Here is a 20,246-nt window from a genome sequence, read left to right as displayed (position 1 = left end):
TTATTTGCGCTCCGCCAGCGGCACGAACTGCAGGTCTTCCGGGCCGACGTAGTTCGCGCTCGGACGGATGATCTTGTTGTCGATGCGCTGCTCGATCACGTGGGCCGACCAGCCCGAGGTACGGGCGATCACGAACAGCGGCGTGAACATCGCGGTCGGCACGCCCATCATGTGGTACGAGACGGCCGAGAACCAGTCGAGGTTGGGGAACATCTTCTTGACTTCCCACATGACCGATTCCAGGCGCTCGGCGATGTCGAACATCTTCATCGACCCGGCCTCCGCCGACAGCTTGCGGGCGACTTCCTTGATCACCTTGTTGCGCGGGTCCGAGATCGTGTACACCGGGTGGCCGAAGCCGATCACGACTTCCTTGTTGGCGACGCGGTTGCGGATGTCGGCTTCGGCTTCGTCCGGGTTCTCGTAGCGCTTCTGGACTTCGAACGCGACTTCGTTGGCGCCGCCGTGCTTCGGACCGCGCAGCGCGCCGATCGCGCCGGTGATGGCCGAGTAGATGTCGGAACCGGTACCGGCGATCACGCGGCCGGTGAAGGTCGAGGCGTTGAACTCGTGTTCGGCGTACAGGATCAGCGAGGTGTGCATGGCCTTGACCCACTCGTCCGAGGGTTTGAAGCCGTGCAGCAGGTGCAGGAAGTGGCCGCCGATCGAATCGTCGTCGGTTTCCACCTCGATGCGCTTGCCGTTATGGCTGAAGTGGTACCAGTACAGCAGCGCCGAACCCAGCGAGGCCATCAGGCGGTCGGCGATGTCGCGCGCGCCCGGGATGTTGTGGTCGTCCTTTTCCGGCAGCGTGCAGCCCAGCACCGAGACGGCGGTGCGCATCACGTCCATCGGGTGCGAAGCGGCCGGCAGCGCTTCCAGTGCCGCCTTGAGGGATTGCGGCAGGCCGCGCAGCATCTTCAGCTTGGCCTTGTAGCCCTTCAGCTCGGCCACGGTCGGCAGCTTGCCATGCACCAGCAGGTAGGCGATCTCTTCGAATTCGGAGGTGTCGGCGACGTCCAGGATGTCGTAGCCGCGGTAGTGCAAATCGTTGCCGGAACGGCCCACCGAGCACAGCGCGGTATTGCCGGCGGCGACGCCGGACAGGGCGACGGATTTCTTCGGCTTGAAGGTCGGGGTGTCGTTGTGAACAGTTTGATCGGTCATCTCGAAAGTCTCCGTAGGCAAATTATTTGGCTTTGTTCTGGGCAAACAGGGCATCCAGCTTCTGCTCGAAGCTATGGTAGTCGATGCGGTCGTACAGCTCGGCGCGGGTCTGCATGGTGTCGACCACGTTCTTCTGGGTGCCGTCGCGGCGGATCGCTTCGTACACGTTCTCGGCGGCCTTGTTCATGGCGCGGAAGGCCGACAGTGGGTACAGCACGATATCGACGTCGGCGCCCTTCAGTTCCTCGACGGTAAACAGCGGGGTCGCGCCGAACTCGGTGATGTTGGCCAGGATCGGCACCTTGACCGCCTTCTTGAACTGGGCGTACATCTCGAGGCTCGTGATCGCTTCCGGGAAGATCATGTCGGCGCCGGCTTCGACGCAGGCGACCGCGCGCTCGACGGCCTTGTCGATGCCTTCGACGGCCAGCGCGTCGGTGCGCGCCATGATCACGAAGTTGTCGTCGGTGCGGGCGTCGACGGCGGCCCTGATGCGGTCGACCATCTCGCCCTGGCTGACGATTTCCTTGCCCGGACGGTGGCCGCAGCGCTTGGCGCCGACCTGATCTTCGATGTGGCAGGCGCCGGCGCCGGCCTTGATCAGCGAGCGGACAGTCCTGGCGACGTTGAAGGCCGACGAGCCGAAGCCGGTGTCGATGTCGACCAGCAGCGGCAGGTCGCACACGTCGGTGATGCGGCGCACGTCGATCAGCACGTCTTCCAGGCCGGAGATGCCGAGGTCCGGCAAGCCCAGCGAACCGGCGGCCACGCCGCCGCCCGACAGATAGATCGCGCGGTAGCCGGCGCGCTTGGCCAGCAGGGCGTGGTTGGCGTTGATCGCGCCGATCACCTGCAGCGGGTGTTCTTCCTGCACGGCCTGGCGGAATTTCGCGCCTGCGGAGAGTTGGCTCATGTGCTCTTACCTTTCAATGTTGCGTTGACGGGAATATGCCAGGAGTAATGCAAGGGGCGTGCCAAGCCGGCGGCCGGCGCCCTCCCCCCGTGTTTTCAAGCACTTGCGCGGCTTGCGACATGGCGGCACTGCCCCGGCGTTTCACCAACGTTTCATTGTGAAACACCGGCGTGAAACAGGCAATAAAAAACCCCGCACTCGGCGGGGTTTATCGGCGTTGCCGGAAGATCAGTGAGCCGAAGCCGCCGCCGCACCGATACCGGTCTCGGAACGCACTTCCTGCGCCTCGAAGCCGGCCTTGTCGATGGCGGCGCGCGGGCTCTTGTCAGTGACCGAGAACAGCCAGACGCCGACGAAGCCGACGATCATCGAGAACAGGGCCGGCGAGGTGTACGGGAAGATCTCGACCTTGTTGTGGAAGACGTCGACCCATACCGATTTCGACAGCACGGTCAGGATCACGGCGGTGGCCAGGCCCAGGAAGCCGCCGACGGTCGCGCCGCGGGTGGTGCACTTGCTCCACAGGACCGACATGAACAGCACCGGGAAGTTGGCCGAGGCGGCGATCGCGAAGGCCAGCGAGACCATGAAGGCCACGTTCACGGTTTCGAACACATAGCCCAGCCCAACGGCGATGATGCCGAGGACGATGGTGGTGATCCTCGAGACGTGCAGCTCGCTGCCGGGGGCCGGCTGGCCCTTCTTGATGACGGTGGCGTAGAGGTCGTGCGAGACGGCCGAGGCGCCCGACAGGGTCAGGCCGGCCACCACCGCGAGGATGGTCGCGAAGGCCACGGCCGAGATGAAGCCGAGGAAGACGTCGCCGCCGACGGCCTTGGCCAGGTGCACGGCCGCCATGTTGTTACCACCCAGCAGCTTGCCGGCGGCATCCTTGAAGGCCGGGTTGGTACCGACCAGCACGATCGCGCCGAAGCCGATGATGAAGGTCAGGATATAGAAGTAGCCGATCCAGGTGGTGGCCCACAGCACCGACTTGCGCGCTTCCTTGGCGCTCGGGACGGTGAAGAAGCGCATCAGGATGTGCGGCAGGCCGGCGGTGCCGAACATCAGCGCCATGCCGAAGGAGATGCCGGAGATCGGGTCCTTGATGAAGTTACCCGGGCCCATGATCGAGAAGCCCTTGCTGTGCACGTCGACGGCCTTGGCGAACAGGGCTTCGGGGCTGAAGTTGTACAGCGCCAGCACCGAGAACGCCATGTAGGAGGCGCCCGCCAGCAGCAGCACGGCCTTGATGATCTGCACCCAGGTGGTGGCGGTCATGCCGCCGAACAGCACGTACACCATCATCAGGATACCGACCAGCACCACGGCGATGCCGTAGTCCAGGCCGAACAGCAGCTTGATCAGCTGGCCGGCGCCGACCATCTGGGCGATCAGGTAGAACAGCACAGTCACCAGGGTGCCGGCCGCGGCGAACATGCGCACCGGCGTCTGGGCGAAGCGGTAGGCGGCGACGTCGGCGAAGGTGAAGCGGCCCAGGTTGCGCAGGCGCTCGGCCATCAGGAAAGTGATGACCGGCCAGCCGACCAGGAAGCCGATCGCGTAGATCAGGCCATCGAAGCCGTTGGCGAACACGGCGGCCGAAATGCCGAGGAAGGACGCGGCCGACATGAAGTCGCCGGCGATCGCCAGGCCGTTCTGGAAGCCGGTGATGCCGCCGCCCGCGGTGTAGAAGTCGGACGCCGAGCGGGTGCGCTTGGCCGCCCACTTGGTGATGAACAGGGTGAAGATGACGAAGCCCGCGAACATCGTGATCGCGGTCCAGTTGGTGGCCTGCTTGGTGGCCTGGCCCAGATCGGGCGCGGCGATGGCGGCGTTGGCGGCGGCCAGCAGGGCCAGCGCGGAAGCGTGTCGGATCATTGTTTTCATGCGCGCACCTGCTGTTTGGTTCCGGTGGTGCCGGTGTCGCCGCCGGCGGCGTTGCGCTGGATCGCATCGGTCAGCGCATCGAATTCGCTGTTGGCGCGGCGCACGTAGATGCCGGTCACGACGACCGTGAACAGGATCACGAACAGGCCCAGCGGCACGCCCCAGGACATCACGCCGGAACCGATCCGGGAACCCATGAATTCCTTGGCAAAGGAATTCAGGAGGGTGAAGCCGTAATACACGATCATCACGGCCCAGGTCAGCAGCCAGCCGTAGCTGGAGCGGGTCCTGACCAGCTTCTGGTAATTCGGGTCGCTCTTGACCCGTTGTACGACGTCTTGGTCCACTTTTTGTCTCCAATACTTTTTAATGATGCCTTTTTGGTACAGGCTGCTTGCGATCCTACGGGCCGGTCCTTACCCGATTCTTACGGCATACAGGGAGATCACGGCTGCTCCAATGTTTCAGCCTGAAACCAGTGGCTGCAATTTGCACTACACTTGCAACATGAGTCATCCCACCCGCCTTCCCGGCAGCGGCGCCCACGACGGCGTCGACAAGCCCGTGATCTGGACCGTGTCGGTCTCCCGCCTGTCCGACCTGTTCCGCGACATCACCCTCGAATACGACCACCTGGCCCAGATCGAGCCGCTGCACCTGGGCTTCGACGAGGCCGCGCGCTACATCCGCGAACGCATGGCGCTTGAGCACTGCGACGTCGTGATCGCGGCCGGCTCGAATGCCGCTTACCTGAAAGGACGCGTCTCCATACCGGTGGTGGTGGCGAAGGCCAGCGGCAGCGACGTGATGCAGGCGCTGGCGCGGGCGCGTCGCTTATCGTCGAAGATCGCGGTGATCAGCTACCAGCAGCCGATGCCGGAGCTGGCCGAATTCACCGCCACCTTCGGCCTCGGCATCGCCCAGCGCACCTACGTGACCGAGGAAGACGCGCGCGCCGCGATCGAGGAGCTGAAGTCGGACGGGGTCGAAGTGATCGTCGGCGCCGGCCTGATTACCGACCTGGCCGAGGAAGCCGGCCTGAAGGCGGTGTTCGTGTATTCGGCGGCCTCGATCCGCCAGGCCTTCGACGATGCCCTCGAGATGGCGCGCCTGACCCGACTGGAAGCCGGACGGGGACGGCGCGGCGCCCCGGACCCGCAGCGGGCGCGGCGCGGCCTGAACGACCTGCGCGGCGACTCCCCGGCCATGGAGAAACTGCGCCAGACCGTGGTGCTGTATGCGAGATCGAAGGCCACCGTCCTGATCCAGGGCGAGACCGGCAGCGGCAAGGAGCTGGTGGCCCAGGCGGTCCACCGCGAAGGTCCGCGGCGCACCGCCAACCGGCCCTTCGTCGCCGTGAACTGCGGCGCGATCGCCGAGTCGCTGCTGGAATCCGAACTGTTCGGCCACGAGGAAGGCGCGTTCACCGGCGCGCGCCGCGGCGGCCACGCCGGCCTGTTCGAGGCGGCCAACGGCGGCACCCTGTTCCTGGACGAGATCGGCGAGATGCCGCTGCCGCTGCAGACCCGGCTGCTGCGCGTGCTGGAAGAGCGCGAGGTGATGCGGGTCGGCGGCACGCGCCCGGTGCCGATCGACGTGCGGGTGATCAGCGCCACCCACTGCGACCTCGACGCCCGCGTGCGCGATGGGCGCTTCCGGGCCGACCTGTTCTACCGCCTGGCGGTGCTGCGCCTGACCCTGCCGAGGCTGGCAGAGCGCCGCGCCGACATCCCGCAACTGGCCGAATGGTCGCTGAAGAACGCGATGGCGGCGCTGGACGCCCGCCCGCACCCGAACCTGGCCGCCGAGATCGCGGCCTGCGCACCGCTGCTGCAGGGGTATGCCTGGCCCGGCAACGTGCGCGAGCTGCGCAACCTGATGGAGCGGCTGGCGCTGTTCCTGGCGGCCGAGCCGCTGCAGGCCCTGACGCCGGCCTTCCTGATGGCGGTGGCACCGGAGCTGGGCCGGGCCGCGCCCGTGACCCCGTCCGCCCTGCCCGCCCCCGGCGTCCTGCCGCCGCCGCAGGAATCGCAGCAAGCCAGCGTGGCCGAGGTGCTGGCCCGCTTCGGCGGCCAGCGCGATGCCGCCGCCCGCCACCTCGGAATCAGCCGCACGACGCTGTGGCGGCGCCTGAAAGCGGGCAACTGAGCGCGCAACTGAGCGGGCGCCTGAGCCGGTACTGAAACCGGCGACGGCCGGCCGCGTAAAGGCTTAATATTGCCCAAGTCGGGCACCCGGAATCCGTCATAAGATCACCGTTTTATTGACGGCCTGGCGCCCGCCTTGCGCCCTATCGGAGGCAATATGAACGCTTCTCAGCCCGCCGCATTTCAATCTCCATCAACGGCTGCCCTCTTTTCGCTGATCGGCAATACCCCACTGGTCGAGGTCACCCGGATGGATACCGGCCCCTGCCAGCTCTTCCTCAAGCTCGAATCCCAGAATCCCGGCGGCTCCATCAAGGACCGCATCGGCCGCGCCATGATCGAAGCGGCCGAGAAGGATGGCCGCCTACAGCCCGGCGGCACGGTGGTCGAAGCCACTGCCGGCAATACCGGCCTGGGCCTGGCCCTGGTCGCCCGCATCAAGGGCTACCGCGTGGTGCTGGTGGTGCCCGACAAGATGGCGGCCGAGAAGGTGCTGCACCTGAAGGCGCTCGGCGCCGAGATCCACCTGACCCGCTCGGATGTCGGCAAGGGCCATCCCGAGTACTACCAGGACTATGCCGCGCGCCTGGCGCGCGAGATTCCCGGCGCCTGGTTCGCCGACCAGTTCAACAATCCGGCGAATCCCTACGCCCACGAAACCACCACCGGCCCCGAGATCTGGGAGCAGATGCGGCATGAAGTGGATGCGATCGTGGTCGGGGTCGGCTCGTCCGGCACCCTGACGGGCCTGTCGCGCTACTTCGCCAAGGTGCAGCCGGCGCTGGAATTCGTGCTGGCCGACCCGGTGGGCTCGATCCTGGCCGAGTACGTGCGCACCGGGCAGGTGTCCGCGGTCTCCGGTTCGTGGGCGGTCGAAGGCATCGGCGAGGATTTCATCCCCGCGATCGCCGACCTGTCGCGGGTGCGCCGCGCCTATTCCATCGGCGACGAGGAAAGCTTCAACACGGCGCGCGCCCTGCTGCGCCAGGAAGGCCTGCTGGCCGGTTCCTCGACCGGCACCCTGCTGGCCGCCGCCCTGCGCTACTGCCGCGAACAGACCAGCCCGAAGCGCGTGGTCACCTTCGTGTGCGACACCGGCACCCGCTACCTCACCAAGGTCTACAGCGATGGCTGGATGGTCGACCAGGGCCTGCTGCATCGTCCGCGTACCGGCGACCTGCGCGACCTGATCGGCCGCCGCTTCGACGACGGCGAAGTCGTCACCGTGTCCCCGACCGACACCCTGCTGACCGCCTTCAACCGCATGCGCAGCAGCGACCTGGCGCAGATGCCGGTCATCGACAAGGGCAAACTTGTCGGCCTGATCGACGAGTCCGACATCCTGCTGCACGTCACCAGCGAGCGCGAACGCTTCGGGGCGCCGGTGTCCGGCACCATGAGTTCCGAGCTGCAGACCCTGCCGCCGTCGGGCAGCATGCAGCAGCTGCGCGAGATCCTCGACCGCGGCCTGACCGCCGTGATCGCGGAGGGCGATCATTTCTACGGCCTGATCACGCGCTTCGACCTCCTCAACCACCTGCGCCGCACCCTGAGCTGAGATGCGTGAGCCGACCATGAACGACGACCAGAACAAGCGCCACCTGGCCACCCGCGTGATCCACGGCGGCCAGGCACCCGACCCCACGACCGGCGCCGTGATGCCGCCCATCTACGCGACCTCGACCTTTGCCCAGGAAAGCCCGGGCGTGCACAAGGGCCTCGATTACGGCCGTTCGCACAACCCGACCCGCTGGGCATTGGAGCGTTGCGTGGCCGACATCGAGAGCGGCAGCGCGGCCTTCGCCTTCGCCTCCGGCCTGGCCGCCATCTCGGCCGTTCTGGAACTGCTGCCGGCCGGCTCGCACATCGTCGCCGGCGACGACATGTACGGCGGCACCTACCGCCTGTTCGAGCGCGTGCGCCGCCACAGCGCCGGCCACGAGTTCACCTATGTCGACCTGACCGACCCGCTGGCGCTGGCGGATGCCCTGCGCCCGGAAACGAAGATGGTGTGGGTCGAGACGCCGACCAACCCGATGCTCAAGCTGGCCGACCTGCACGCCATCGCCGCGCTGTGCCGGCAGCAGCACATCCTCAGCGTGTGCGACAACACCTTCGCCAGCCCGGTCAATCAGCGCCCGCTGGAGCACGGCATCGACATCGTGGTGCACTCGACCACCAAGTACATGAATGGCCATTCGGACGTGATCGGCGGAGTGGCGGTGGTGGGGGCCGAGTCACGCCACCAGCCGCTGCGCGAGCGCCTCGGCTTCATCCAGAACGCGGTCGGCGCGATCCAGGGGCCGTTCGACAGCTACCTGGTGCTGCGCGGGATAAAAACCCTGGCGCTGCGCGTCGAACGCAGCTCGGCCAACGCGCTGGAACTGGCGCGCTGGCTGGAGGGCCAGCGCAAGATCGGCAAGGTGCTCTACCCCGGCCTTGCCTCGCATCCACAGCACGAGCTGGCGCGGCGCCAGATGCACGGCTACGGCGGCATCATCTCGATCGACCTCGACACCGATCTCGCCGGCGCGCGCCGCTTCCTGGAACACTGTGAAGTCTTCACCCTGGCCGAGAGCCTGGGCGGCGTGGAGAGCCTGATCGAGCATCCGGCCATCATGACCCACGCAAGCATCCCGCCGGAACAGCGGGCGCTGCTCGGCATCGGCGACGGCCTGATCCGGCTGTCGGTCGGCATCGAGCATGTCGACGACCAGCGCGCCGACCTCGCGCGGGCGCTGGCCGCGGTGTGATTCCGCGGCGGGCGCCCGTCCGGCTCAGGCGGGGACCGGCGCCGGCAGCACCGGCCGGGCGACGGCTCCTGCCCTCGCCGCGTCGACCCTGAAGGTCCCGACGACCCCGGTCAGCTGTTCGGCCTGGGCGCGCATCGTTTCGGCGGCCGCGGCGGCCTGTTCGACCATCGCCGCGTTCTGCTGGGTCGCCTGGTCCATCTCGGCGATCGCGCGGCGCACCTGGGCGATGCCTTCTGCCTGTTCCGAGCTGGCGCTGTCGATCGCGGCCAGCAGGTCGGCGACCTGCTGCACGCGGTCCAGGATCTGGTGCATGGTGCCGCCGGCCGCGCTGGCGATGCCGGCGCCCGATGCGATGGCGCCGATCGATTCCGCGATCAGGCCCTTGATCTCCTTGGCGGCCGCCGCTGAATGCTGGGCCAGGCTGCGCACCTCGTTCGCCACCACGGCGAAGCCGCGGCCCTCGGCGCCGGCGCGCGCCGCTTCCACCGCCGCGTTCAGGGCCAGGATATTCGTCTGGAAGGCGATGCCGTCGATCATGGCGGTAATGTCGCCGATCTTCTTTGCCGACAAGCGAATGGTCTCCATGCGTTCGACCATCTGGCCGACCGCGCTCGCGCCTTCCCGGGCGACGCCGGACGCCGCCAGCGCAAGTTCGCTGGCGTCGTGCGCGTTCACGTGGTTCTGCCGGACCGCCTCGGTCAGCTCGACCATCGAGCGCACGGTCGCGTGCAGGCTGCCGGCCTGGTGCTCGGTGCGGCGCGACAGGTCGCGGTTGCCGGCGGCGATCTCGGCCGAAGCGTGGTCGATCATGCGCGCGCTGTCGAGCACCTTCACCACGGTGGCGGATACCCCGCCCGTCATGTGGTTGAGGGCGTCGAACAGCCGCCCGAGCTCATCCCCGCGGTCGTGCGCGATGCTGGCGTTGAGGTCGCCCTGCGCGACCCGCTCGGCCAGCTGCACCGCATCCTGCAGCGGGGTGACGATGCTGCGCGTGAGCAGCCAGCCGGCGGCGCCGCCGAGCAGCAGCGCGGCGGCACCGGCGACAAGCAGCAGCACGCGGCTGGCGACGGAGGCGGCGGCCGAGGCGGCGGCGATCTCGTGGGCCTGCCGGGCCTGGCTGGCCAGCAGTGCTTCCAGGGCTTTGGTATAGGCGCCGAAGGTGGCGGCAAGTTCGGTGCCCGCCAGTTGCTCGACTTCCTGAGTCTTGCCGAGGTCCTTGGCCTGGAAGACCTGTGCCCGCACCTTCAGCCAGGCAGTCTTGCGCTGGGCGGCATCCAGCGCCAGTGCGTGATCGGCCAGAGTCGCGGCCGGATTCGCGGCCGGATTCGCGGCCAGCCTGCCGAGGCGCGACTCGAGCGCGGCCGCATCTTTGTCACCTTGGGCGAGCTGGGCCTGGAAATAATCGGCCAGCTCCAGGCTGTCGCTGCGCGCGATCGAGACCGTGCGCACGCCGTTCAGGCGCGCCAGGCCGAGCAGCTCGGAAGTGAGCTGTTGCCGCGCAAGCTTGTTGTCGACCAGGTCGCGGGTGATGGCGTCGGTGGCTTGCATGCGCCACAGGGCGACCCCGGCGATCAGGACAATGGAAACGGAGACCACGGCGAAAGCGCCGAAGATCTTGGTGCCGGTCTGGAGCTTGGCGAGTCGCATGGAAGCTGGGCGGGGTTGGATTGCAGCCCAGTATAGATTTGCCTCATGACAACTCCATGACAGGCGTATGACGGGCGCATCAGGGCGCCGGGCGAAAAAAAAGCCCGCACGCGGCGGGCTCTTCGTGGCGGGCGAACCCGCGGTCGTGCCTGATCGAGCGCTTACTCGATCTCGACGGTCTCGACCGGCTCCGGCGGCGGCGGGACGTCGCCTTCCGGGAACTCGAGGAACACATCGTCCTTCTCGTTCAGGTCCACCGTCACGCGGCCACCGTTGACCAGGCGGCCGAACAGCAGCTCGTCGGCCAAGGCCTTGCGGATCATGTCCTGGATCAGGCGCGACATTGGACGGGCGCCCATCTGCGGATCGAAACCCTTCTTCGCGAGGAACTTGCGCAGTTTCTCGGTAAAGATGGCTTCCACCTTCTTCTCGTGCAGCTGCTCTTCCAGCTGCATCAGGAACTTGTCCACGACGCGCAGGATGATTTCCTCGTCCAGCGCGCGGAAGCTGATGATCGCATCCAGGCGGTTGCGGAACTCCGGCGTGAACATGCGCTTGATGTCGGCCATCTCGTCGCCTGCGGCCTTGGAGTCCACGAAGCCCACCGAACGCTTGGTCAGGCTTTCGGCGCCCGCGTTCGTGGTCATGATGATGATCACGTTGCGGAAATCCGCCTTGCGGCCGTTGTTGTCGGTCAGCGTGCCATGGTCCATCACCTGCAGCAGGATGTTGAAGATGTCCGGATGGGCCTTCTCGATCTCGTCCAGCAGCAGCACCGCGTGCGGCTTCTTGGTGATGGCCTCGGTCAGCAGGCCGCCCTGGTCGAAGCCGACGTAGCCCGGAGGCGCACCGATCAGGCGCGACACCGCATGGCGTTCCATGTACTCCGACATGTCGAAGCGCACCAGCTCGATGCCGAGGATGAAGGCCAGCTGCTTGGCGACCTCGGTCTTGCCGACGCCGGTCGGACCGGAGAACAGGAAGGAACCGATCGGTTTGTCCTGCTTGCCCAGGCCGGCACGGGCCATCTTGATGGCCGAGGCCAGCGCATCGATCGCCGGGTCTTGCCCGAACACGACGTTGCGCAGGTCGCGGTCGATGGTCTGCAGCTTGCTGCGGTCGTCCTGGTTGACGGTTTGCGGGGGAATCCGCGCGATCTTCGCGATGATGTCCTCGATTTCCGTCTTGCCGATGGTCTTCTTCTGCTTCGACTTCGGCAGGATGCGCTGGGCCGCGCCCGCTTCGTCGATCACGTCGATCGCCTTGTCCGGCAGGTGGCGGTCATTGATGAAGCGCGCCGCCAGCTCGGCCGCGGTCGACAGCGCCGACGACGAGTACTTCACGCCGTGGTGCTCTTCGAAGCGCGACTTCAGGCCGCGCAGGATCTGCACGGTCTGCTCGACCGACGGCTCGTTGACGTCGACCTTCTGGAAGCGGCGGCTCAGCGCGTGGTCCTTCTCGAACACGCCGCGGAATTCCGTGAACGTGGTCGCGCCGATGCACTTGAGCTGGCCGTTCGCCAGGGCCGGCTTCAGCAGGTTCGACGCGTCGAGCGTGCCGCCCGATGCCGAACCGGCGCCGATGATCGTGTGGATCTCGTCGATGAACAGGATGCCGTTCGGGGTATCCTTCAGCTGCTTGAGCACGGCCTTCAGGCGCTGCTCGAAGTCGCCGCGGTACTTGGTGCCGGCCAGCAGCGCGCCCATGTCCAGCGAATACACGACGGCATTCTGCAGGATTTCCGGGACGTCTTCCTGGACGATGCGCCATGCCAGGCCTTCGGCGATCGCGGTCTTGCCCACGCCGGCCTCGCCGACCAGCAGCGGGTTGTTCTTGCGGCGGCGGCACAGGATCTGGATCACGCGGTCGACTTCTTCTTCGCGGCCGATCAGCGGATCGATCTTGCCGTCGGCAGCCGACTTGTTCAGGTTCTGCGTGAACTGGTCGAGCGGGCTTTCCTTGGTCTGCCCTTCGACCTGCGCTTCTTCCACGCCTTCCGACGCCTTCTGGCTGTCGATCTGCTGGTCCTTGCGCACGCCGTGCGAGATGAAATTGACCACGTCGAGGCGGGTCACGCCCTGCTGGTGCAGGTAGTACACGGCATGTGAGTCCTTCTCGCCGAAGATCGCCACCAGCACGTTAGCGCCGGTCACTTCCTTCTTGCCGTTGGACGCCGACTGCACGTGCATGATCGCCCGCTGGATCACGCGCTGGAAGCCCAGGGTCGGCTGGGTGTCGACCTCGCCCGTGCCAGGCACGGTCGGGGTGTTGTCGCCGATGAAATTCGTCAAGGTCTTACGCAGATCTTCGATGTTGACCGCGCACGCACGCAGGACTTCAGCGGCCGACGGATTGTCGAGCAGCGCCAGCAGCAGGTGCTCGACCGTGATGAACTCGTGCCGAGCCTGCCGCGCTTCGACAAAGGCCATATGTAAAGAGACTTCTAATTCCTGCGCAATCATACTTCCTCCATCACGCACTGCAGGGGATGCCCTGCCTTACGCGCATGCGTTAATACAAACTCCACTTTGGTACACGCTATATCTTTGGAAAACACGCCGCACACCCCTTTACCATGGCGATGTACGGAAAGCATGATCTGCGTCGCCGTCTCGCGATCCTTATTGAAGTACTCCTGGATGATGGCGACCACGAACTCCATCGGCGTGTAGTCGTCATTCAGCAGCGCCACCTGGTACAGGGGAGGTGGCTTTACGGTCTGCCGCTCCAGCAGCTGTTCGGTATCGTGCTTGGTTGCCATAAGAGTATTCTAAAATGCTTTCGCCGTTCGTGCGTACGTTAACAATCAGGGACATTTCGAGGAATCCCATCTGCTTTCCATCTTACGCGTTTTCCCAACTGCGCGCAGATGGCGGCCCGATTGCGAAAATCAAGAGCTTGTTGCAAAGCAGTTGTGAACGTTTTTACAACACGCGCTCAAAACCGCTTGACTTACAAGATTATTGCACCAACAATGCAAACATTGACATGTACTTATGTACTTGTTGATAAGAAGTGAGCAGGCTGAGGAGGGGGCAAGAAGCTTCTTGCTTTTATGGCTCGTGTGATTAGTTTTTATTTGAAAGTTTTTTATGGCAACTGGTACTGTTAAATGGTTCAATGATTCCAAGGGCTTTGGCTTCATCACTCCTGATGACGGCGGCGAGGATCTGTTCGCACACTTCTCCGCAATCAATATGGCCGGTTTCAAGACCCTCAAAGAAGGTCAGAAAGTCCAATTCGAAGTCACGCAAGGCCCTAAAGGCAAGCAAGCTTCCAACATCCAGGGCGCGTAATTCGCCTTCGGAAGCAAAAGCCCCGCTTCGGCGGGGCTTTTTTTTGCTTAAGCGCAAACTTCATCCGCTGCGCCAGCCGGGCGGCATACGCCGCCCTCCTCCCGCATCGACGACGCTATCAGGCGCCCATGTTCTCGATCATGACCTCGCCGAAGCCCGAACACGATACCTGGGTCGCGCCCTCCATCAGGCGCGCGAAATCGTAGGTCACGCGCTTCGAGGTGATCGCCTTCTCCATCGACGAAATCAGGAGGTCGGCCGCCTCGATCCAGCCCATGTGGCGCAGCATCATCTCGGCCGACAGGATCAGCGAGCCCGGATTCACGTAATCCTTGCCCGCGTACTTGGGCGCGGTGCCGTGGGTCGCTTCGAACATCGCCACCGAATCCGACATGTTGGCGCCCGGCGCGATGCCGATGCCGCCCACCTGGGCCGCCAGCGCATCGGAGACGTAGTCGCCGTTCAGGTTCAGGGTCGCGATCACGCTGTACTCGGCCGGACGCAGCAGGATCTGTTGCAGAAAAGCATCAGCGATCGAATCCTTGATGACGATGTCGCGGCCGGTCTTCGGATTCTTGAATTTGCACCACGGGCCGCCGTCCACCAGCTCGGCGCCGAACTCGCGCTGTGCCAGCGCATAGCCCCAGTCGCGGAAGCCGCCTTCCGTGTACTTCATGATGTTGCCCTTGTGGACCAGGGTCACCGAGGGCTTGTCGTTGTCGATCGCATACTGGATGGCCTTGCGCACCAGACGCTCGGTGCCTTCGCGCGAAACCGGCTTGATGCCGATGCCCGAGCTCTCCGGGAAGCGGATCTTCGTGACGCCCATCTCGTTCACCAGGAAGTCGATGATCTTCTTCGCGCCGTCCGACTCGGCGGCCCACTCGATGCCGGCGTAGATGTCTTCCGAGTTTTCGCGGAAGATCACCATGTCGGTCTTCTGCGGCTCCTTCAGCGGCGACGGCACGCCGGCGAAGTAGCGCACCGGGCGCAGGCAGACGTACAGGTCGAGTTCCTGGCGCAGCGCCACGTTCAGCGAACGGATGCCGCCGCCGACCGGCGTCGTCAGCGGACCCTTGATCGACACCACATAGTCGCGCACCGCGTCGAGCGTCTCGGGCGGCAGCCAGACGTCGGGGCCGTAGATGCGGGTCGACTTCTCGCCGGCGAAGATTTCCATCCAGCTGATCCTGCGTTTGCCGCCATAGGCTTTCGCCACCGCCGCATCGACCACCTTGCGCATGACCGGGGTGATGTCCACGCCCGTGCCGTCACCCTCTATATAAGGGATGACCGGCTGGTCCGGCACGTTCAGCGAATAGTCGGGGTTGACGGTGATCTTTTGACCCTCGGTAGGTACGTTGATATGTTGGTACATCGTGTTCTCCGAATTGGACGCACTAAGTGGACGCACTGAGCTGCGATAATCACAATATTGATGACGATTGCTATTTTGCTCCAAAACCTCCCCTCATGTCCCTCATCTTATTCAACAAGCCATTCCAGGTGCTCTGCCAGTTCAGCGCCGAGCCGGGTCGCGCCTCGCTCGCGGACTACATCGACATTCCGAACATCTATCCGGCCGGCCGCCTCGACGCCGACAGCGAAGGCCTGATGCTGCTCACCGACGACGGCCGCCTGCAGCATCGCATCGCCCATCCGGATCAGAAGGAAGCGAAGACCTATATCGTGCAAGTGGAAGGCAGGGCCGACGCGGCGCTGCTGGCGCGCCTGCAGGCGCCGCTCGACCTGGGCGACTTCGTCACCAAGCCCTGCCGCGCGGTGCAGATCGCGGAACCGGAATGGCTGTGGCCGCGCAATCCGCCGATCCGGGTACGCCAGGACAAGCCGACCGGCTGGATCGCGATCACGCTCGAGGAAGGCAAGAACCGCCAGGTGCGCCGCATGACGGCCGCGGTCGGGCTGCCGACCCTGCGCCTGGTGCGCACCAGCATCGGCCCGTTCTCGCTGGCCAGCCATCCCTTGATGCCGGGCGAATGGATGGAAGTGCCGGCCGAGGCCGTCGGCGCCGGCAAGGCCAGCAAAGGCTGAGGCGTTTGTCTTGCCTCAAACAAAAAATGTCATCCGGAAATGAATTTTGCCGTTAACGAGCCAGATCCACATCGTGGATCGACTTTCTTAACGAAAAGGAAACCCGACATGTCCAAACTCATCGCCGGTCTGCTCGCTTCGCTGTTCGCCGTCTCCGTCTTCGCAGCCGCCCCGGCTGCACCCGCTGCCGCACCGGCTGCTGCCGCCACCGAACCGGCCGCCGTCGCGCCGAAGAAAATGAAGAAAGTGAAGAGAGCCAGGAAGGCCGCCGCCGTCGAAGCGACGGCCGCCGAGCCGGCCACGAAGTAAGCAGCGCAAAAACCGGGGTCAGACTCCGGTTTGTGGAAATTGATCAACGAAAAAACCCGCCGGACCGAAGTCGGGCGGGTCTTTCATCCTTCAGAACCTGCGCGGCAGAGGCCGCGCCGATGGTGTCGCTTAGGCCGACAGGGCCTTGATGGCGGCAGCCAGGCGGCTCTTGTGGCGAGCAGCTTTGTTCTTGTGGATGATTTTCTTGTCAGCGATGCTGTCGATGGTCGACACGGATTGCTGGAAAATGGTGGTCGCAGCGGCCTTGTCGCCAGCCTGGATGGCCTTCTTGACAGCCTTGATCGCGGTGCGCAGGGTCGAGCGCTGAGCCGAGTTGTGAGCGTTTTGCTTAACTGCTTGACGAGCGCGCTTGCGCGCCTGTGCGGTATTTGCCATGGAAATTCCTAATCGGTGTAAGTTGCGTCCGCAAACACCTCAAACGATTAGTGTCTGCCAACTGAATTCAATACAGCCCTCGATTATAGCGAAGGTTTCATCGCAGGGCAATTCCAAATTGTCCCTCGTGGCCGCTTTGTCCCGCAAAAAGCGACGTACGGAAGTTTCCGGCGGCTATTGCCCAGCTATAATCGCGGGCTATGAACCTACTCCGAACCCTGGCAGCCATCTCGAGCATGACGATGGTTTCCCGCATCACCGGCCTGCTGCGCGACACCCTGTTTGCCCGCGCCTTCGGTGCCTCGCCCTATACCGACGCCTTCTATATCGCGTTCCGCCTGCCGAACCTGCTGCGACGCCTGTTCGGCGAAGGCGCCTTTTCGCAGGCCTTCGTGCCGATCCTGGCCGAATACAAGACCCAGAAGGGCGAGGCCGCCACGCACAGCCTGGTCGACCACGTCGCCACGACCCTGGTCTGGGCGACCGTACTGGTCAGTGTCGTGGGGATCGTCGCCGCGCCGCTGATCCTGATGGGCATCGCCAGCGGACTGGACGGCGATGGCTTTGACAAAGGCGTCGTCATGACCCGCCTGATGTTCCCCTATATCGCCTGCATGTCCTTCGTGGTGCTGGCCGGGGCCGTGCTGAACACCTGGCGCGAATTCAGGATTCCGGCCTTCACGCCGGTGCTGTGGAACCTGTCCTCGATCTTCTTTTCGCTGTTCCTGGTGAAGTACTTCCAGGTGCCGATCTATTCGATGGCGGTGGCCGTGATGGTCGGCGGCGTGCTCCAGGTGGGCATCCAGATCCCGGCCCTGAAGCGCATCGGCATGCTGCCGCGCCTGTCGCTCAACCCCATCGCCGGCCTGCGCGACCCCGGCGTGCGCCGTATCCTCAAGAAGATGGGCCCGGCGGTGTTTGCGGTGTCCGCGGCCCAGATCAGCCTGCTCATCAACACGAACTATGCCTCGAACATGGGCGGCGGCGCCGTCTCCGTACTGCAGTATGCCGACCGCCTGATGGAATTCCCGACCGGGATGCTGGGCGTGGCGCTGGGCACCATCCTGCTGCCCAGCCTATCCAAGGCGAATTCGGATGGCGACGTCGCCGAATACTCGGCCCTGCTGGACTGGGGCCTGCGCCTGACCCTGATGCTGGCCCTGCCCGCCGCGGTGGGCCTGGCCGCCCTGTCGACGCCGCTCATTGCGGCTTTGTTCAACTACGGCGAGTTCAGCGCCGCCAACGTGGCCGCCGCCACCGCGCCGCTGATGGCCTATGCCGCCGGCCTGCTGGGCATCATCCTGGTCAAGATCCTGGCCCCGGCCTTCTATGCGCGCCAGGACATCCGCACGCCGGTGAAGATCGCGGTCGGCGTGCTGATCGCGACCCAGCTGATGAACCTGGTATTCGTGCCGCTGCTGGGCGTGGCCGGCCTGGCGCTGTCGATCGGCATGGGCGCGTGCATCAACGCCCTGTTCCTGTACATGGGCCTGCGCCGGCGCCGCATCTACACGCCGCATGCCGGCTGGATGGTGTTCTTCCTGAAAGTCGTGCTGGCGTGCGGCCTGATGGGCGCCGCGGCCTGGTTCAGCCAGGCGCAGCTCGACTGGGCGGCGCTGCGCGCCCACCCGGTGCTGCGCATCGGCGCCCTGCTGCTGATCATCGCGCTCAGCGCCGTGGTCTACTTTGCCGCGCTGTTCGCGCTGGGCTTCCGTCCGCGCGATTTTACGCGCCGCGCAAAGTGAGACTGGGACGCCCTCGCGGGGCACGCTAGCGGCGCTTGCCGTCGCGCGCCTCGCCGTCGCCGTCTGTTCCGCTGTCCTTCTCCCCTTTCTCGTCCTTGCCGTCCTTGTCGCCGTCGCCCGAGGCTTCGGAGGGCGGCGCTTCCTGCGGCGCCGGCTCGGGCGGCGGCGATGGCGGCTCGGCCGGGGACGGTTTCAGGGTGCCCGGATTGCCGCGTTCGGGGAACAGCGAAGGCTGGGGCTCGGCCGGATTCCGCACCGGCTGCCCGGCGCCGGGCTGACCCGGCTGGCCCGGCTGCCCCTGCGCCACGCCCTGCCCGGTGACGCCGAACTTCCACTCCGAAAGATGTTCGCGGTTCTCGAAATTCTGGAAGCGCGCATCGAAGTTTGCCTGTTTCAAGGGCTTCGAGCCGGACAGGCTGTACACGGCCACCACCCCGCTGCCGCCGCTGCCCTTGATGCCATTGCCCTTGTTCAGCCAGACGATGCCCCACTCGGCCTTGCCGGTGACCGGGTCGACGAAGATCTTGCGCAGGTGGCGGCGGATGCCGGGGACGCGCGGATCCTTCAGCAGCTCTTCCAGCGAAGGCGGCTGCGGCGGCTGGCCGCGCGGGGTCGCCTCGGCATAGCTGGTGAGCGCGGCGCTAAAGGCGGCGCCGATCTCCAGCAGCTCCTGCTCGGCAGCGGCGCGCCGCAGCAGGGCATCGGCCTTCAGCGTGGCCGCGCCGACCAGCCCGATGATGGTGACCAGCACGATCAGGCCGACATAGGTGAAGCCGCCATCACGGCGGCGGCGCGCAGCGGGACGCCGGCGCGCTACCATTCCGAATACGGCTTGCCGTTGCGGCCCTTGCCCTCGGCGCCGCTGTGGAGGTCGTAGACGTTGCCGCGCGACGGATCCTCGGGCGGCACGATGACCCAGCCGGCGTCGCTCTCGAGCACCGGATCGAACGGCAGGCGCGGCAGGTATTTTTTCTCGACCAGCTGGTCGAGCGAATCCGGATAGCGTCCGGTGTCGGCATAGAACTGGTCGATCACGGTGCGCGCGGTGCGCAGGTTCTCGGCCAGGATCGTTTCCTTGGTCTTGTCCACGCTCGGGAAGAAACGCGGCACGGCCAGGGTCAGCAGCAGCGCCACGATGCCCAGCACCACCAACAGTTCGATCAGTGTGAATCCGCGGGTCCGTCTCATCTGCTCACCACCTGCCATAGGGAATGCCGTTCAAGCCCACCCGACCCGAGAGCGAATACACGTCGTACACGTCGTCGCCCTCCTTCGGTTCTTTCGCCTCGCTGGCGTAGCTGCGCTTGCCCCAGGTCTGGGCGTCATCCAGCGCCGGATCGGCGCCGAAGGGGTCGCGCGGCAGGCGGCGCAGGAAGTGGATCCTGGTCTTCTTCGGACTGCGCTGGTCGACTACGCCGTCCACCAGCAGCTCCAGCTTGGGCGGATAGCCGGTGGCACCGGCCGCCTTGGCGATGCGGCCCTCGTCGCTGGCCTTCTTGTAGGCGTCGATCGCCTGGCGGATCTCGCGCAGGGCCAGGCGCAGGTCCTGCTCGTGGCGGCGCTGCACGGCCATGCTGACGCTGGGTGCCACCATGGCCCCGAGCAGGGCCAGGATGGCGAGCGTGACCAGCAGCTCGATCAGCGTGAAGCCGCGCGCGCGACGCATCAGCGCTGGGCCGGCAGTGGCGTCACGTCGGGCGTGGGCAGCGGCACGGCCTGCACGCCGGGGGCGGGCGGCAGCGCGGTCGCCGGGCTCGATGGCGGCGCGGCCGGCGGCGGACCGCCCATGCTGACGCTGGTGGCCGGGACCATCGCGCCCTGCGCCGGGGCCGGGGCCGCTGCCGGCGCTTGTGCCGGCGCTGGTACCGGTGCGGCCGGAGCGCCCGGCTGGCCCGCCGGGACGCCGGCCGGCGCCGGCAGCTGGGCCGGCG

The 20,246-nt window shown here is 65.7% G+C and carries 19 protein-coding genes and 1 pseudogene; 7 read left to right on the top strand and 13 right to left on the bottom strand.

Annotation, left to right across the window (positions count from 1 at the left end):
* The 4 genes from prpC to ACI48D_RS18815 form a co-directional block, all read right to left on the bottom strand.
* Window positions 1-1,167: a bifunctional 2-methylcitrate synthase/citrate synthase gene (gene prpC, locus ACI48D_RS18830; protein ID WP_435572774.1), complete on the bottom strand. Its 1,167-nt coding sequence runs from the start codon at window positions 1,165-1,167 to the stop codon at window positions 1-3.
* A gap of 22 nt (window positions 1,168-1,189) precedes the next feature.
* Window positions 1,190-2,080, bottom strand: coding sequence for a methylisocitrate lyase (prpB, locus tag ACI48D_RS18825; RefSeq protein ID WP_435572773.1), 891 nt, complete (start codon window positions 2,078-2,080; stop codon window positions 1,190-1,192).
* 228 nt (window positions 2,081-2,308) lie between these two features.
* Window positions 2,309-3,961: a cation acetate symporter gene (locus ACI48D_RS18820; RefSeq protein WP_435572846.1), complete on the bottom strand. Its 1,653-nt coding sequence runs from the start codon at window positions 3,959-3,961 to the stop codon at window positions 2,309-2,311.
* Window positions 3,962-3,966: 5 nt separating this feature from the next.
* A complete protein-coding gene (locus tag ACI48D_RS18815; protein ID WP_435572772.1) occupies window positions 3,967-4,317 on the bottom strand; it encodes a DUF485 domain-containing protein in 351 nt (116 codons plus the stop codon).
* A gap of 160 nt (window positions 4,318-4,477) precedes the next feature.
* On the opposite strand from ACI48D_RS18815, the gene prpR reads away from it, so the two are divergent.
* From prpR to ACI48D_RS18800, 3 genes are all read left to right on the top strand, one after another.
* Entirely contained in the window at window positions 4,478-6,118 is a 1,641-nt protein-coding gene (gene prpR / locus ACI48D_RS18810; RefSeq protein ID WP_435572771.1) for a propionate catabolism operon regulatory protein PrpR, read from the top strand.
* 156 nt (window positions 6,119-6,274) lie between these two features.
* Complete coding sequence (locus ACI48D_RS18805) at window positions 6,275-7,675, top strand: pyridoxal-phosphate dependent enzyme (protein WP_435572770.1); 1,401 nt, start codon at window positions 6,275-6,277, stop codon at window positions 7,673-7,675.
* A gap of 1 nt (window position 7,676) precedes the next feature.
* Window positions 7,677-8,870 carry a trans-sulfuration enzyme family protein gene (locus tag ACI48D_RS18800; protein WP_435572769.1) on the top strand — a complete coding sequence of 398 codons (1,194 nt, stop codon included), beginning with the start codon at window positions 7,677-7,679 and terminating at the stop codon, window positions 8,868-8,870.
* Between the two features lie 24 nt (window positions 8,871-8,894).
* Here ACI48D_RS18800 and ACI48D_RS18795 read toward each other — a convergent pair whose 3' ends face one another.
* From ACI48D_RS18795 to clpS, 3 genes are all read right to left on the bottom strand, one after another.
* A complete protein-coding gene (locus ACI48D_RS18795) occupies window positions 8,895-10,517 on the bottom strand; it encodes a methyl-accepting chemotaxis protein (RefSeq protein ID WP_435572768.1) in 1,623 nt (540 codons plus the stop codon).
* Between the two features lie 161 nt (window positions 10,518-10,678).
* Window positions 10,679-12,979: an ATP-dependent Clp protease ATP-binding subunit ClpA gene (gene clpA, locus ACI48D_RS18790; protein WP_435572767.1), complete on the bottom strand. Its 2,301-nt coding sequence runs from the start codon at window positions 12,977-12,979 to the stop codon at window positions 10,679-10,681.
* Entirely contained in the window at window positions 12,976-13,278 is a 303-nt protein-coding gene (gene clpS / locus ACI48D_RS18785) for an ATP-dependent Clp protease adapter ClpS (RefSeq protein ID WP_027864722.1), read from the bottom strand. Before clpS ends, clpA begins: the two co-directional genes overlap by 4 nt.
* A 331-nt stretch (window positions 13,279-13,609) precedes the next feature.
* On the opposite strand from clpS, the gene ACI48D_RS18780 reads away from it, so the two are divergent.
* Window positions 13,610-13,813 carry a cold-shock protein gene (locus ACI48D_RS18780; RefSeq protein WP_335559877.1) on the top strand — a complete coding sequence of 68 codons (204 nt, stop codon included), beginning with the start codon at window positions 13,610-13,612 and terminating at the stop codon, window positions 13,811-13,813.
* A 118-nt stretch (window positions 13,814-13,931) separates the two neighbouring features.
* Here ACI48D_RS18780 and icd read toward each other — a convergent pair whose 3' ends face one another.
* Window positions 13,932-15,191: an NADP-dependent isocitrate dehydrogenase gene (gene icd, locus ACI48D_RS18775; RefSeq protein ID WP_435572766.1), complete on the bottom strand. Its 1,260-nt coding sequence runs from the start codon at window positions 15,189-15,191 to the stop codon at window positions 13,932-13,934.
* A 95-nt stretch (window positions 15,192-15,286) separates the two neighbouring features.
* On the opposite strand from icd, the gene ACI48D_RS18770 reads away from it, so the two are divergent.
* Both ACI48D_RS18770 and ACI48D_RS18765 read left to right on the top strand, forming a co-directional pair.
* Window positions 15,287-15,865 (top strand): pseudouridine synthase, encoded by a 579-nt coding sequence (locus ACI48D_RS18770; protein ID WP_435572765.1) that lies wholly within the window; start codon window positions 15,287-15,289, stop codon window positions 15,863-15,865.
* Between the two features lie 108 nt (window positions 15,866-15,973).
* The gene (locus ACI48D_RS18765) at window positions 15,974-16,174 is read left to right on the top strand and encodes a hypothetical protein (RefSeq protein WP_435572764.1); all 201 of its coding nucleotides are present in this window, start codon (window positions 15,974-15,976) and stop codon (window positions 16,172-16,174) included.
* A 129-nt stretch (window positions 16,175-16,303) separates the two neighbouring features.
* Here ACI48D_RS18765 and rpsT read toward each other — a convergent pair whose 3' ends face one another.
* Window positions 16,304-16,570, bottom strand: a complete 267-nt coding sequence (rpsT, locus tag ACI48D_RS18760) for a 30S ribosomal protein S20 (RefSeq protein ID WP_047823157.1) — start codon at window positions 16,568-16,570, stop codon at window positions 16,304-16,306.
* A 200-nt stretch (window positions 16,571-16,770) separates the two neighbouring features.
* Here rpsT and murJ point away from each other — a divergent pair, with 200 nt between their 5' ends.
* Window positions 16,771-18,315 (top strand): murein biosynthesis integral membrane protein MurJ, encoded by a 1,545-nt coding sequence (gene murJ / locus ACI48D_RS18755; protein WP_435572763.1) that lies wholly within the window; start codon window positions 16,771-16,773, stop codon window positions 18,313-18,315.
* A 25-nt stretch (window positions 18,316-18,340) separates the two neighbouring features.
* Here murJ and ACI48D_RS18750 read toward each other — a convergent pair whose 3' ends face one another.
* The 4 genes and pseudogenes from ACI48D_RS18750 to ACI48D_RS18735 all read right to left on the bottom strand — a co-directional run.
* On the bottom strand, window positions 18,341-19,135 hold the full coding sequence (locus tag ACI48D_RS18750) for a type II secretion system protein (protein ID WP_435572762.1): 795 nt from the start codon (window positions 19,133-19,135) through the stop codon (window positions 18,341-18,343).
* Window positions 19,129-19,503 (bottom strand): type II secretion system protein, encoded by a 375-nt coding sequence (locus ACI48D_RS18745; RefSeq protein WP_435572761.1) that lies wholly within the window; start codon window positions 19,501-19,503, stop codon window positions 19,129-19,131. Before ACI48D_RS18745 ends, ACI48D_RS18750 begins: the two co-directional genes overlap by 7 nt.
* A 4-nt stretch (window positions 19,504-19,507) precedes the next feature.
* Window positions 19,508-19,981: a type II secretion system protein gene (locus tag ACI48D_RS18740; protein WP_435572760.1), complete on the bottom strand. Its 474-nt coding sequence runs from the start codon at window positions 19,979-19,981 to the stop codon at window positions 19,508-19,510.
* Window positions 19,981-20,246: pseudogene (locus tag ACI48D_RS18735) on the bottom strand (hypothetical protein); the annotation flags it as partial. The pseudogene ACI48D_RS18735 and the gene ACI48D_RS18740, both read right to left, overlap by 1 nt.

The organism is Massilia sp. LXY-6 (assembly GCF_051233485.1).
Classification (GTDB): Bacteria; Pseudomonadota; Gammaproteobacteria; order Burkholderiales; family Burkholderiaceae_D; genus Telluria.
This window is presented reverse-complemented; position numbering and strand designations above follow the sequence as displayed.

Excerpts from the sequence above, each read along its gene's own strand:
- prpC (WP_435572774.1), bottom strand. The coding sequence starts at position 1,167 with ATGACCGATCAAACTGTTCACAACGACACCCCGACCTTCAAGCCGAAG.
- prpB (WP_435572773.1), bottom strand. The coding sequence starts at position 2,080 with ATGAGCCAACTCTCCGCAGGCGCGAAATTCCGCCAGGCCGTGCAGGAA.
- ACI48D_RS18820 (WP_435572846.1), bottom strand. The coding sequence starts at position 3,961 with ATGATCCGACACGCTTCCGCGCTGGCCCTGCTGGCCGCCGCCAACGCC.
- prpR (WP_435572771.1), top strand. The coding sequence starts at position 4,478 with ATGAGTCATCCCACCCGCCTTCCCGGCAGCGGCGCCCACGACGGCGTC.
- ACI48D_RS18805 (WP_435572770.1), top strand. The coding sequence starts at position 6,275 with ATGAACGCTTCTCAGCCCGCCGCATTTCAATCTCCATCAACGGCTGCC.
- ACI48D_RS18800 (WP_435572769.1), top strand. The coding sequence starts at position 7,677 with ATGCGTGAGCCGACCATGAACGACGACCAGAACAAGCGCCACCTGGCC.
- ACI48D_RS18795 (WP_435572768.1), bottom strand. The coding sequence starts at position 10,517 with ATGCGACTCGCCAAGCTCCAGACCGGCACCAAGATCTTCGGCGCTTTC.
- clpA (WP_435572767.1), bottom strand. The coding sequence starts at position 12,979 with ATGATTGCGCAGGAATTAGAAGTCTCTTTACATATGGCCTTTGTCGAA.
- clpS (WP_027864722.1), bottom strand. The coding sequence starts at position 13,278 with ATGGCAACCAAGCACGATACCGAACAGCTGCTGGAGCGGCAGACCGTA.
- ACI48D_RS18780 (WP_335559877.1), top strand. The coding sequence starts at position 13,610 with ATGGCAACTGGTACTGTTAAATGGTTCAATGATTCCAAGGGCTTTGGC.
- icd (WP_435572766.1), bottom strand. The coding sequence starts at position 15,191 with ATGTACCAACATATCAACGTACCTACCGAGGGTCAAAAGATCACCGTC.
- ACI48D_RS18770 (WP_435572765.1), top strand. The coding sequence starts at position 15,287 with ATGTCCCTCATCTTATTCAACAAGCCATTCCAGGTGCTCTGCCAGTTC.
- ACI48D_RS18765 (WP_435572764.1), top strand. The coding sequence starts at position 15,974 with ATGTCCAAACTCATCGCCGGTCTGCTCGCTTCGCTGTTCGCCGTCTCC.
- rpsT (WP_047823157.1), bottom strand. The coding sequence starts at position 16,570 with ATGGCAAATACCGCACAGGCGCGCAAGCGCGCTCGTCAAGCAGTTAAG.
- murJ (WP_435572763.1), top strand. The coding sequence starts at position 16,771 with ATGAACCTACTCCGAACCCTGGCAGCCATCTCGAGCATGACGATGGTT.
- ACI48D_RS18750 (WP_435572762.1), bottom strand. The coding sequence starts at position 19,135 with ATGGTAGCGCGCCGGCGTCCCGCTGCGCGCCGCCGCCGTGATGGCGGC.
- ACI48D_RS18745 (WP_435572761.1), bottom strand. The coding sequence starts at position 19,503 with ATGAGACGGACCCGCGGATTCACACTGATCGAACTGTTGGTGGTGCTG.
- ACI48D_RS18740 (WP_435572760.1), bottom strand. The coding sequence starts at position 19,981 with ATGCGTCGCGCGCGCGGCTTCACGCTGATCGAGCTGCTGGTCACGCTC.